This is a genomic window from Chloracidobacterium sp. (assembly GCA_016711345.1).
GTDB lineage: Bacteria > Acidobacteriota > Blastocatellia > Pyrinomonadales > Pyrinomonadaceae > OLB17.
This window is the reverse complement of sequence record JADJTD010000001.1, coordinates 406625-419449: the sequence shown is the minus strand read 5'-3', so window position 1 is coordinate 419449 and position 12825 is coordinate 406625. Positions and strand designations below refer to the sequence as shown.

Here is a 12825-nt window from a genome sequence, read left to right as displayed (position 1 = left end):
TAATGAGCGAACCTGAATTAATGATCGAGTCCGACGTGCATGCTTTTGGCGTCGAGATCGTTTATAAACAATTGATCGAGGCCGGCTGGACGGTGGAATCAGCCGATGTTTACGCGGACCGCGAAGAGCATCCGCAAATCGTCGCCGGTAAAGATGGTGAGTTTGCATTCTTCGTCGTCCGAACCGCGATGTATCCAGGTCGTGGACGCATCGAGGGCGAAGAAGTTTTCCGCCATCTTGTGCAGCTTGCAAAAGATCACGGCGCATCTTGCTATTTCGCAAGTGTCGGCATCGCTAATTCAGATGGGAAGACCGAAGAAGAAATGACTATACCGGTGAAAGGGGTTGCTTATCATGTGGCGTTTGACGGTCTCGTGAAAATGGAATTGCCGGAGACCGCCGCATGAACAAGACGAGACTTGAAGCATTCTCCGATGCCGTGATCGCCATTATTATGACGATCATGGTTTTAGAGTTGAAAACTCCTCACGGTACAGATCTCGAAGCACTAAAACCGCTGTTGCCGACCTTTTTAGCTTACATTTTGAGCTTTATATATCTTGGCATCTATTGGAACAATCATCACCATATGCTCCAGGCGACGCGAACCGTCAATGGCAAGGTGCTTTGGGCCAATATGCATCTTCTCTTCTGGCTTTCGCTCATCCCTTTTGCGACTGGCTGGATGGGCGAAAATCATTTTGCGCCTTTACCGACTGCTGTTTACGGAGTTGTTTTGTGCCTCTCAGGGTTTGCTTACCAGATACTTCAAAATTAACTCGTTCATCACTCAGGCGGGAAAAACTCTACCCTTAGTGAAGCGATAGGGAACGACTTGAAAGGGAAGATCTCGGTCGTTGCATATCTCTTGGCAATAGGGCTGGCTTTTGTAAACGAACACATCTCACATGCGATCTACGCGATCGTTGCGATGATGTGGTTTATTCCTGATAGCCGGATCGAGCGAATGTTCTCTGGCAACACGCATGAGTCCGAGCGAACTGAGTAATCAATTATCTTTTTAATTCGACGTTCTGCTCATTATCATCCTAAATATAAACAACAGGATAAGAGCGCCGATAATAGACATGATCCAACCTGCCGCGTAATTGCTGTCTGCCCAGAGAGATGTTGCAATGAAACCTCCGACGAAAGCACCAGCAATACCGAGCACCGCAGTCAAGACCCATCCGATTACACCATCAGGAAATGCTTCCTTGCCAGGCATGATGAGCCGTGCAATTATTCCAACGATCAATCCGCCTATAAGTTGTCCGATCATATATTTTCTCCTGTTCCTTTAACTTCGGTAATCATCTACGGTTTAACACAATGGGTACGAAACAGCAACTTATACGGTTCCGCCCATCTTGATCAAGCTTGTCGTATCCACTTCCACACTTCCGGGATCGTCGCACGTTTTCCGTACATCAACATTCCGATGCGATAGACGCGCGATGCGAGCCAGACCATGCCGGTGATGGCAAGAAGGTTGAGTAGTACCGAAAGGCCTATCTGCCAGAGCGGCGGCGTTTCGGCAAGAATTCGGACCGGCATTGTGATCGGAGCGAAGAACGGTGCGATCGAGACCCAAAATGAAAAGCTCGAATTCGGGTCGCGTATGACGGCGAACGAGGAGTAAAAACTCGCAAGCATGGTCATCGTTACCGGCAGAGAAAACTGGCCGCCTTCCTGCACGGTCGTAACCATCGAAGCGATCAGTGCAAAAAATGCTGCATAAAGAAAATAGCCGAGGAAGAAATAGATCAGAAAATAGCCGACCATCAACGGCGTAATGTGAGGCAGCCCTTTAGCTATCGGCGACATGTCCGTTTGAATTGCCAAAAAGCCGAGAAGGAGTAATATCGACAAAAGCCAAATACCCATTTGAGTCAGGCCTGCGAGCCCAACTCCAACGAGCTTTCCAAGCATCAGTTCAAAAGGCCTGGCTGATGAAAAGAGTATTTCGGCTATACGAGTTTCTTTCTCTTCAACAACAGCTCCCATAATTATCTGGCCGTAGATCGTCAGGGTGATATAAATGAGAAGTCCGATCACGAACGACGCGATCCAAAGCATCTCACTATTTTTTTCGCGGCCGCTCTCGTCGATGGATTTTGAATCGATCTTTATCGGCTTGTTCGCGTTCTTCAGCGTTGCTTCGTCGATGTTTGAGTCCGCCAGACGCTGCGAATGAACGGCCTCGCTCAAAGCGTCCTGCAGAATGTCGCCGGCGACAAAGTCGCCTGCTTTTCGCGACAGGAATTCGTATTTAGCATCGCCGTCGGTGTATTTTTCGGGTATCAAAAGATAAGCGTCGATCTCGTCGGCGACAGCCTTTGCATTTAGGTCGGATCGAATTTGCTCGGCGCTTTTTCCGGCTGCGTTATAGTCAATAAACACAAAGCCCTCGGCCACTTGCTTGGCCGATTGTCTCATGCGGTCATTCTGCGATTTCGTGATGTCAAAGTCAGCGTCCTTTGCAGCCTGCTCGCTTTTTTCTGCGATCTTTTCTTTGCTCAGATTGGCCTTGAGCCGCGTGACGACCTTATTTGACGGGTCGATGATAACGATCCGCGTTGGCTCGCCTTTGATCGAAAATATCACCGCCGGAATCACCGCAAAACACGCCATCAGTACCGGAAACATCACGGTGCCGATCAGAAACGTCCATTTCACAACGATCTTCCGATATTCATGTTTTACGACCGCGAGAAATTTTCTCATTTTGGCCCTCCGATCTGGTCGATGAAAATATCATTAAGCGTAGGCTCGACCTCCTCAAACTTCGATATCGCGGCTCCGGAAGCGATCAGTTTTTTCAGAAGCATCTGAGAATCGACGTCGGACGCCAACTCGATAAACCTCTCATCCGCGTGGTCCTCAATGCTTTTGACGAGATCAGAGTCAGTGAGTATCGAATCACCGCCAATAACTCGCAGCGCGATCCGATTCTTGCCGTAACTTGCCTTTACCTCACGCAGGCTGCCGCCGATGACCTTTCGCGATTTGTTTATAAGCAGAATGTCGTTGCAAAGGCGTTCGGCGGTTTCCATCAGGTGCGTTGAGAAGATTATCGTCTTGTCCTGAGTCTTGAATTCTGCGATGACATCGACCAAAAACTCAACATTAATCGGGTCGAGGCCGGAAAACGGTTCGTCAAGGATCAGCAGATCGGGGTCGTGCAAGACGGTCGAAATGAACTGGATCTTTTGCTGCATACCCTTTGAAAGATCCGTCGTTTTCTTCTTTTTCCAGTCGCCGAGGTTCATTCTATCGAGCCAAAAATCGATGCGTTTGTCCGCAAGGGAACTCGGCACGTTCTTCAGCGCTGCAAAGTATCTGAGCTGATCGACGATCTTCATTTTCTTGTAAAGCCCGCGTTCCTCAGGCAGATAACCGATGCGGTCTTGCAAATGTGAGGACATTCGCTCGCCAAAGAGCTCGATCTTGCCTTCGTCAGGGGCTGTAATGCCGACGATCATTCGAATGGTCGTGGTTTTGCCGGCTCCGTTCGGGCCGAGAAATCCGAACACGCGCCCGGCACGTACGTCAAAACTTAGGTCCTCAACCGCCGTAAAATCGCCGTAGCGTTTCGTGACCCGTTCGACTCGAAGCGTTACATTTTGTTCGCTCATATTAGCTCAACAAAGATTACCATACGACTCGGGCGAGGCTAAACATACTTAGTTAGAGGTATCGAAAAACTTGCCGTCGTCGAAGATTGTTTTGCCGGCGAGGGTGATGTAGTAGGCGTAGGCGGCGAGGGCGAAGGCGGCCATTAGGACGGTGCTGGGGAAATAGAAGCTCCGGTCTTCCATAAGATATATTCACCACAGAGTCACAGAGTTCACTGAGAAAGGCAAAATCAAAAATGCCTAAACAAATTTCATCACACTTTCACATATACCTATCTAAACTATTTCTAAAAACTTTGTGTTCTCTGTGCCTTTGTGGTGAAATCTTGTTCTTTAATCTCCCATAAACGACTTTCCGCCGAACATCTTTGCCCCGCCGACGGAGATGTAAGCGGCGTAAGTTGCGATACCGATCAGTAGCGTAAGTTGCACGATGGCATTAGGAAACAAGATGCTCGACGTATCGAACGTCATCGCGTGACCGCTGCCGATGTCGGGAAAGATAAGACAGGCGATCATTGCCAAGAGTCCAAAACGAACTAATGAAACCAATTGCAGGATATTTTTAACCAAAATCAAAACAAACAACAGCCCTAACTGATAAGGAAGATCATTTACGTTGAGCATCACCAGAAAAACACATAGCACCGCGATCGCCGCCTTTCTGTTGCGAAAGACGAAATAGAAAACGACCAAGAGCGTCAGAATAAGCAACGCATTGAGAGAAGAATATACAAATGCAGCTCCGGGAAATCCGGCCAACGCGGTCAAGGCATTATTAATTCCATGGTAACTCGCATCGACAACCTGAATGCCAAGTTGCCATTCCGTGACCAATAACCCAAGCTTGTCAAACAATAAATTGGCGACCAGCCCTAATAATGCCCCGACCAGAATATCGCGCCCGACCATCGGGTCACGAAAATCTCCGGCGAGCAGACGGCTCCACGAAATGAATATCTCCGACCACCAACGCCGCACGAACGGTTCGACCGCACAATAGAAAGTGCCGCTGAGAATGCCGATAAACAGGCTCGCCTGAATCGCGTCGATCGCAACCCAAACTTCTGCGCCAACATCGGCAAAATGAAGCGATGGAGTAGTAAGCTGAAAGATCAAATTGAAGACGAAAAAGGCTAGTGCGATCTTGCCCGTTCCGCGAAGGTCCGCCCGGCCTGACCTAACATTTCTCCAAACCAGAAAAATGCTGGACACAAAAGCCAATAAAATGACTACCAGACCAATTAGATCTATCACGGTCCATGTCGGTGCGGGTTGCGCAGCTAAAGACTTTTGCCACGGCGGAACGATACGAAAATAAACCGGCTTGCCTTGAAATGCGGCGGCTTCGATGCGGATCGGGATGTCCGTCCAATCGGCGAGCGTCCCTTTCCACGCCATTCGGTCGTCGGAAAAAACCGGCGGTGTCCACTCCGGCGCAACCGTTTCAAATTTGTTGATATCCAATCCCGCTTCGGTAAAGAGTTTCGTCCAATCGGCCTTGGGACTTTCGGCAAGATTTGCCGTATTTTCCGGGGGAATTGCTCTAAATTCGATCAAACGTCCTGTCGTGTCGAGCGAGACGTTGATCATTCCCGGTACATCGAAAGGCGGATTATTTTCAGCGATGCCCGGCTCGTTTCTAACATAATTCGTAAGAAGCCGCGGCGATTGGCGATAGAGAAAATAGATCTCGTAAGGTTGCCCCGTCCGCAAACGGTCTGCCGTATCCGTCCACTTGTTCTCTTTAGCGTAATTCAGAAAATCCCATTTGCTTTGGTAATTGTGCCGCTTGTCGGCGGGCTTGTCCCCATAGCCGAAAGTCTTAACCATAGTCTCAGCCCGGTCAGCCAACGCTTCGGGCGATTTCTGGAGCGGAGTCAGATTAAAGGTCTTATACCTGCCGTTGATAACAACCATCGAGATCAACGACGCGATCACGCCCAGCAGACAAAGCAATGCAACCAATGGTTTTAGCGCTCCTCTTACGGGCGTCGCGGCGATCATCTCGGGCGAAGGCGTTTGCCCGGCGTCGAGGGCGATCTGCATCGGGTTGCCTCCGGGCAGGGCCATTGCGACTTGGAGAGCGCTTTGCGGACGGTTCTTTGGATCTTTTTCGAGGCATTGGGCGATGACGCTTTCGACGAGCGGGTCGATGCCATTGACGATCTCGGACGCGTTAGTCGGCGTCGCCGTCTGCTGCATTTTGATCAGTTCCATCACGTTGTCCGCGATGAACGCCTGCTTGCCGGTGAAGATCTCGTAAATGACCAGCCCGAGCGCGTAGATGTCGCTGCGGACGGTCACGCCTTTGCCGGTGACCTGTTCGGGCGACATATAGGCGGGCGTGCCGGCTCGGATGTTGTCGCCTTTCATCTCGGCTTCGACGCCGGCGATACCAAAATCTGTGATTCGAGCGACGCCTTTGCTGTCGATGATGATGTTGCCGGGCTTGAAGTCGCGGTGGAGAATTCCGGCCTTGTGGATCGCTTCCATCCCGACGCAAAGCTGCCGAGCGATCTCGACCGCACGCTCCGACGTAAACCGCCCGACACGCGTCAATAAAGCAGAAAGATCATCGCCGTCGACAAACTCCATCGACAGGAAATGCCGTCCGTCGATCTCACCGATGTCGAAAACGCGGCAGACGTTTACGTGCGAGACTTGGCGTGCGTTGCGGACCTCACCGTGAAAACGTTCGAGCGCAGCGGTGTCGTTTTGGTAGCTGTCGGGCAGGAACTTGAGAGCGACCATCTGTGAGAGCTTGATGTCCTCAGCCTTATAGACCTCGCCCATGCCGCCTTTACCGACGAGCCCAATGATGCGGTAGCGACTCGCAAGCACAGTGCCCGCGACAAATTCGCCCGTCTTGGTATCGGCCGTTGTATTGGATTTGATCTCCGTCTTGTTCTCGTTACCGGAACTGTCTAGTTTTGTTGGGTCTTCCATAAGAAGAGATATTCACTACAGAGTCACAGAGAGCACTGAGAACTGAAATTAGAGTCTTACTTGTTTTACTAAAATTACTGCGTCGATCTTTCGCAGTTGATCGAGCACGTCTTCGGACAGCGGGGAATCGATCTCGACGACGGCTAGGGCTTCGCCGCCTTTTTCTTGGCGGCCTAGATAGAAGCGGCTGATGTTTACGCCTGCGGAGCCGAGCGTCGTTCCCAGTTGGCCGATGACTCCGGGGACGTCGCGGTTTTTTGTGACCAATAGGCTTTGTGAGGTTGACCCAGTCGCTATCGCTCCCGGTTCTGACATGCCAGTGACGGCGACCTCGATCGCGAAATTGCCGATGCGTGTGATGCGGCCTTCGCCGTTGGCGAAGACTTGGCCGGCGAGGGTTTGTTCGCCTTCGGATGAAGTGACTGCGGTCCGAATGTCGGCGTTGGCTCCGCGTGGTGACGAGGTGTACGAGGTCGTGACGGCGATGCCGCGTTCTTCGGCGATGAGCAGGGCGTTGACGACATTGACGCGGGCCGACACGTCGCGCAAGAGGCCGGCGAGAAACGCTCGGGTCACAGGTGCGGCGTCGCGTTCGGCAAGTTCGCCAGTGTATTCGAGTCGGACATTTGAGATCGCGCCTTCGTCGAGTATCTGCGCCTGAAAGCGGCCGAGGCGTTCGGCGAGATCGATGAAAGGCTGAAGGGCTTCGACCTCGGCGGCTGCCATCGACGGAGCGTTGACCGCTCCTCTTAACGTGCCATCCAACAAATAATCACGCATCTGTTCGGCGACCGTTAGAGCGACGCCTTCCTGCGCTTCGGTCGTCGAGGCTCCGAGGTGCGGCGTCGTGATGATCTTTGGATTACCAAGCAGCGGCGAATCTGCGGGAAGCGGTTCGGTCGCAAATACGTCGAGAGCGGCTGCGGCAACTGTGCCGTTTTCAATGGCTTCGAGCAGCGCGTTTTCATCGACGAGGCCTCCGCGAGCGCAGTTGACGACGCGGACGCCTTTCTTCATTTTGGCGAATGCATCTTTTCCGATAATGCCTCTCGTTTCGTCGGTAACCGGAGTGTGAATGGTGAGGAAGTCGGCTCGTTTTAGAACTTCGTCGAGCGTGCCGGTTTCGATGCCGAGTTCCTTGGCATGTTCGGCGGACGTGAAAGGATCGAAGGCGACGTTCTGCATCCCAAAGCCGCGAGCGATCGACGCGACGTGTTTGCCGATGCGTCCGAGGCCGATCACGCCGAGCGTTTTGCCATGAAGCTCGACGCCGACGAAACTCTTTTTGTCCCACACGCCTGATTGTAATTTTGCATGCGCTTGCGGCACGTTTCGCGCCATAGAGACGAGCAGCGCGATGGTGTGTTCGGCGGTGGTGATGGTGTTGCCGTCGGGAGCGTTCATGACGACGATGCCGCGTTGGGTTGCGGCTTTGACATCGATGTTGTCCACGCCGACGCCCGCACGGCCGATGACACGCAGGCACTCGGCCTTGTCCATCAACTCGGCTGTTATATAAGTCGAACTACGGACGATGACACCGTCAACTCGTTTCATTCGCTCGGCAAGCGCGGCTTCGTCGAGCTTTGTTTCTTTTATAACAGTAATTCCGGCTTCGCGAAGCGGCGCCAGTTTGTCTTCGTTAACGTCATCGGCGACGAAAACCTGTAGAATTGGAATAGCCATTTGTTAGTTGTAAGCGGTCAATGGTAAAACTTGTGATGAAATCTTAGCATTTCGGGATTGAGCGGACAATTATGGAAATTTTTGTTTACAGGCAAGGTTCGGACAAGGTCGAGGAAGGCTTTACGCGTGAAGATCTGCCTGCCTTGCTTGCCGACAAGACCAATGTCGTCTGGGTGGACTTTCTTGGCGAAACCGTGCCGGAGATCGAGCTTGCCTCCGATCTGCTGCTCAATGACTTCAAATTTCACCGACTGACCGTTGAAGATTGCGTCGAAACCCGCAATCAGCCGAAGGTCGAAGCATTTGCCGAATATCTTTACTTTATCGTCCACGCTGTGAAGCCCGGCGTTACCAGTCCTGCGAACTTTACGACAAAGGAGCTTGATGGATATTTGGGTGACAACTTTCTTGTTACATTTCATCTTGAGCGGTTCAGGAGTATTAAAGCTCTCAAGCAGCAAATTCGTATAAATACCTTTGCCTGCCAACGCGGCCCGGCTTATCTGCTGCATCAGATTCTCGATAACGTCGTTGATCTGTATATGCCGGTGATCGATGACTTTGAAGATGCAGTAAATAATTTCGAGGATCGCGTCTTTTTGATGAAGAAGGCCGACAACAAGATCCTCGAAGAAATAATGGACCTGCGACGGAGCGTTGTGCGGCTGAAGAGGATTTCGGCTCGACAGATGGACGTATTACAGCGGATGTCGCACGGGGAATTTCCGCAGATACCGGAGCAGGTCTTGCCGTTTTTTCGTGATCTCTATGACCATCTTTTGCGGATCAGTGACCTTTCGGAAAGTTATCGCGACCTTGTGAACAGCTTGTTTGATATTCACTTCAACGTGACGGCAAACAGGACAAATGAGATCGTGAAATTCCTGACGATCTTTTCGGCGATCTGGCTGCCGCTTTCTTTTATTGCGGGTGTTTACGGAATGAATTTTGAGTTTATGCCGGAGCTAAAAACTCGCTACGGTTATTTTCTAACGTTAGGCCTGATGGCGGTTGTCGCGATCGGATTGGTGAGCTATTTTTGGTACAAAGGTTGGATCTTTAAGAAGGAAGTGGAATTGATAAAGGATGACACAGATATTCACGGAACTCGGGTCAATGATTAGCTAGTTCTGCTCGATCAGTCGTTTTACCTGCAGATCGCCAAAGCCGTAAACCCCGGCCCGACGCGTGAACTCAGCAAACAAATCGTCAAATTCTGTCTTTCCCTCAAATTGTATCTCTGCAATTATCTCGCCCGGACGCGTATCTTTTTCGATCGCAGCTTCGCATATCTCTCTAAGATAGGGAAAACATGCAGAAACTGAAGTCGAAAGTTCTGCGAGCTTTGCATTGTCGTTTTTGCGGTAGGCGTTCCACAACGCGGCACCAAGAGCAACGTCTTCGGCAGGGAGTTTAATACGGGAATTAAAGCACGTTTTGAGGTCGTCAGAAGCGAGCTTTCCAAAACCAAGCCAGCGGTCTGCTTCCGAACGCACGATAGGTTCGACGCGATACACACTTGCTCCCGTCTCGCTCAACAGCCAGAGACAGAACCACATATTCACGCTGCAAAACAGCTCGTATTCGAACCATAGATTTACTTCGTCGCCTTCGTCGAGGTCGAGGAGTTTGGCAAGTTCGTCAGCGACTTTTTCGTGATACTCGATCTCGTCTTCGCCGTATTCCGACAAAATGAAATGGGCACGCTGTTCCCAAAATTCGGGCAGCGTTTCTGCATTGATGTCGCCAACGATCAAACATTCGCGACAGACGATCACTTCGCCTTCAATATCAGCTTTCTTAAATTCTTCCACCTGAGCATCGCCAGGTAAGACGTGATAGATCATACCGCCAAATAAATCGCGTATCCGATTGCCAGACAAATACCGGCGTAAACACCCGCAACAATGTCATCCGCGCAAACACCGAGGCCGCCAGAAAGGTTCTGCAGATTGTTGATCGGATACGGTTTCCAAATGTCGAACAGCCGAAAAAGCAGAAAGCCTGCGAGGATGAACGGCCAGCCAAGTCCAAATGGAATAAAACAAAATGTGATCAACTGCCCCATTACTTCGTCAACGACCGCTTCGGAAGGATCGTCATTGCCAAGAAGCGGGATTGAGCGGCCTGAGGCCCAGATACCGGCGAGACTAAATGCGACTAAGGCCACTCCATTGATGACCAAATGAAAAGTGGAAATAAGAAAGAAAACAAGTGAGAGGCTCAATCCCGCACCGGCACCACTGGCGGCTGCAGGCGCTTCCACCCAGCCGATAATGAGATATATAGCGACCGCAACAATTGAACCGTATGTTCCCGGCGCACCCGGAATAAGACCTACGCCGAATGTCGTCAACGCAAGAGCGATGTAATCAATAACTCCGTTTGGATTTCGCTTTTCAACGGTCTGTTTCATAAAACCCAGTCGCTATCGCTCCCGGTTCTGACTAGAACTCAATCCCTTGTTGAGCAAAAATACCAGCGTGGAAGGGGTGCTTGATCTCGGTCATTTCGGTGACGAGATCGGCTTCGTCGATCATTTTCGCCAGAACATTATCAACGTTTCGGCCGGTTAGGATCAGATGCAGATGCGGCTGCTTCTCCCGAACCGAGCGTATCTCGGCAATGACAGCATCGATATCGAGAAATCCATAGCTCAAAACATACAGCAACTCATCAAAAACGAGCAGTTCGTATTTGCCGCTGCGCATTTTTTCGACGCAAAGTGCCCAGGTTTCCTCGGATGTTTTGATGTCCTGAGTTTTGTCGTTGGTGTCCCACGTAAAGCCATCGCCCATCGTGTGAACTTCGATGCCTAGCTTTTCCAGCGATTCGTGTTCACCGTAGCGGTCGGTTTTGGCTTTCATGAACTGGATCATCGCGCATTTTAGTTCGCGTCCGGCCGCGCGGACCATAACGCCGATCGCCGCAGTCGTCTTGCCCTTGCCGTCGCCGGTGTTGAGCATTAGCAAACCCTTGGTGTTTTCGCGGTAATCGTCACGCCGCCATTTGTAGCGTTTTTCAGGCATTTGAAAGAATTATGACAGGATTAAATAAAATGTAGAAGACACTGCTAACGCGCGGGCGTCTGCACCAAGAACTAATTTTGTTTGTCGGCAGCAACCTTTAGAGCTGCGACGATCTCCCTTTCCTTTTCGTCCCAATCGCCCTCGATGCTTAGTCCAGAGGCATTCTTATGTCCGCCGCCGCCGAATTGTTCGGCTACTTTGGCAACATTGATGTCACCTTTCGAACGCAGGCTTGCCTTGTATTGGTTAGGGCCGACCTCACGCATGTAAACCACGGCAACAACATCTTTAGCGGCCAGTGGAATATTTACAAATCCGTTATTGTCGCCATCGACCGCTCCGGCTGCGTCGTGCATTGCTATCGTCTGACGCATCGAAGCGATACGGCCGGAATCGTCACGCTTTACCGTTTCGAGAACCTGCCGCATCAGCTCGATCCGCGACCAAGGGTAATTGTTGTAGACGGCCTCACCGATCTTCGAGGGTTTTGCACCGGCTTTGATAAGTTCCGACGCAACCTTTAAGGTGCGATCTGATGTATTTGAAAAATGGAAGGAACCTGTGTCGGTGACCAGCGCCATATAGACGCATTCAGCAATGTCCTGAGTGATCTTGCCGCCGATCGCTTTGCAGAGGTTGTAGATCATTTCGCCGACAGCGGATGCGGTCGAGTCGATCCAATTGATCGAGCCGAAATGCTCGCTTGTGGCGTGATGGTCTATGTTAACGGTAAATGCGTTTTCGAGGCCGGCGATGCCTGGACGGTCAATGTCGGAACATTCGATGACAAAGACCGCATCGTATTGGCCGTTGATCGAAGTGACGTGGCGAATTTCTTCGGCGCCGGGCAAGCTTCTGTATGCCTGCGGCACATCGCCGTGAACGACGACCTCAGCATTCTTGCCCAATGATCGCAACAACCAGCAAAGACCTAGCGAAGAACCAACACCATCGCCATCGGGCTTTATATGGGTGGTTATCGCGAAATTATTCTTATTTTCAATTAACTCTACTACTTGACTTAACACATGTTCAGAAGGGATGAGGGATGAAGGATGAGGGATGAAACATGACCGAGATCTTGTTCATCTTTCATCCTTCATCCTTCATCCCTCATCCTTTTCTTTTATTTCACCCTTCGCGGTGAGATCATCGAGGATCTCGCTTATACGCGAGGCGTTTTCTTCGGCGGTGTCGCGTACAAAATGCACATGAGGAGCATGCCGAAGGTCTAAATTTAATGTCACCTGCTGACGAACAAATGTCTCAGCATTATGCAGCGCTTTTAAAGCACTGTTGATCTCGTCTTCGCTGCCGCGAATGAGAACATATACTTTCGCGTCTCTCAGGTCGGGAGCAACCACAACGTCGGTCACTGTGACCATCTCAAGCCTCGGATCGTCCAATTCGAATCCGACAACCTCCGCGATCTCTTCTTTTAACGCTTCCGCAAAACGCTCAGGCCGACGCATACACAAAGTGGAAAATGGAAAATGGAAAACGTAAGATCAAAAACACTTTCC

The 12825-nt window shown here is 50.9% G+C and carries 12 protein-coding genes and 1 pseudogene; 3 read left to right on the top strand and 10 right to left on the bottom strand.

Going from position 1 to position 12825, the window contains the following annotated elements; all coding sequences use genetic code 11:
• The first annotated feature begins 2 nt into the window (after window positions 1-2).
• Window positions 3-407 (top strand): hypothetical protein, encoded by a 405-nt coding sequence (locus IPL32_01725; GenBank protein ID MBK8464526.1) that lies wholly within the window; start codon window positions 3-5, stop codon window positions 405-407.
• Window positions 404-1009, top strand: a pseudogene (locus tag IPL32_01720) (DUF1211 domain-containing protein). Before IPL32_01725 ends, IPL32_01720 begins: the two are co-directional and overlap by 4 nt.
• A 12-nt stretch (window positions 1010-1021) precedes the next feature.
• On the opposite strand, the gene IPL32_01715 reads toward IPL32_01720, so the two are convergent.
• The 5 genes from IPL32_01715 to IPL32_01695 all read right to left on the bottom strand — a co-directional run bounded on the left by IPL32_01715 (window position 1022) and on the right by IPL32_01695 (window position 8267).
• Entirely contained in the window at window positions 1022-1282 is a 261-nt protein-coding gene (locus IPL32_01715) for a GlsB/YeaQ/YmgE family stress response membrane protein (protein MBK8464525.1), read from the bottom strand.
• 92 nt (window positions 1283-1374) lie between these two features.
• The gene (locus IPL32_01710; protein MBK8464524.1) at window positions 1375-2727 is read right to left on the bottom strand and encodes an ABC transporter permease; all 1353 of its coding nucleotides are present in this window, start codon (window positions 2725-2727) and stop codon (window positions 1375-1377) included.
• Complete coding sequence (locus IPL32_01705) at window positions 2724-3638, bottom strand: ATP-binding cassette domain-containing protein (protein ID MBK8464523.1); 915 nt, start codon at window positions 3636-3638, stop codon at window positions 2724-2726. Before IPL32_01705 ends, IPL32_01710 begins: the two co-directional genes overlap by 4 nt.
• Before the next feature lie 333 nt (window positions 3639-3971).
• The gene (locus tag IPL32_01700; protein MBK8464522.1) at window positions 3972-6587 is read right to left on the bottom strand and encodes a serine/threonine protein kinase; all 2616 of its coding nucleotides are present in this window, start codon (window positions 6585-6587) and stop codon (window positions 3972-3974) included.
• Window positions 6588-6635: 48 nt separating this feature from the next.
• Complete coding sequence (locus IPL32_01695; protein MBK8464521.1) at window positions 6636-8267, bottom strand: phosphoglycerate dehydrogenase; 1632 nt, start codon at window positions 8265-8267, stop codon at window positions 6636-6638.
• 77 nt (window positions 8268-8344) lie between these two features.
• On the opposite strand from IPL32_01695, the gene corA reads away from it, so the two are divergent.
• Window positions 8345-9397: a magnesium/cobalt transporter CorA gene (gene corA, locus IPL32_01690; protein MBK8464520.1), complete on the top strand. Its 1053-nt coding sequence runs from the start codon at window positions 8345-8347 to the stop codon at window positions 9395-9397.
• On the opposite strand, the gene IPL32_01685 is transcribed toward corA, so the two are convergent.
• From IPL32_01685 to rbfA, 5 genes are all read right to left on the bottom strand, one after another.
• The gene (locus IPL32_01685) at window positions 9398-10120 is read right to left on the bottom strand and encodes a DUF1835 domain-containing protein (protein ID MBK8464519.1); all 723 of its coding nucleotides are present in this window, start codon (window positions 10118-10120) and stop codon (window positions 9398-9400) included.
• A complete protein-coding gene (locus IPL32_01680; protein MBK8464518.1) occupies window positions 10117-10689 on the bottom strand; it encodes a phosphatidylglycerophosphatase A in 573 nt (190 codons plus the stop codon). The genes IPL32_01685 and IPL32_01680 overlap by 4 nt, the downstream gene beginning before the upstream one ends.
• A gap of 31 nt (window positions 10690-10720) precedes the next feature.
• Window positions 10721-11302, bottom strand: a complete 582-nt coding sequence (cobO, locus tag IPL32_01675; protein ID MBK8464517.1) for a cob(I)yrinic acid a,c-diamide adenosyltransferase — start codon at window positions 11300-11302, stop codon at window positions 10721-10723.
• 71 nt (window positions 11303-11373) lie between these two features.
• Window positions 11374-12330 (bottom strand): bifunctional oligoribonuclease/PAP phosphatase NrnA, encoded by a 957-nt coding sequence (locus IPL32_01670; protein MBK8464516.1) that lies wholly within the window; start codon window positions 12328-12330, stop codon window positions 11374-11376.
• A 78-nt stretch (window positions 12331-12408) separates the two neighbouring features.
• On the bottom strand, window positions 12409-12774 hold the full coding sequence (rbfA, locus tag IPL32_01665) for a 30S ribosome-binding factor RbfA (protein MBK8464515.1): 366 nt from the start codon (window positions 12772-12774) through the stop codon (window positions 12409-12411).
• Window positions 12775-12825: the final 51 nt, after the last annotated feature.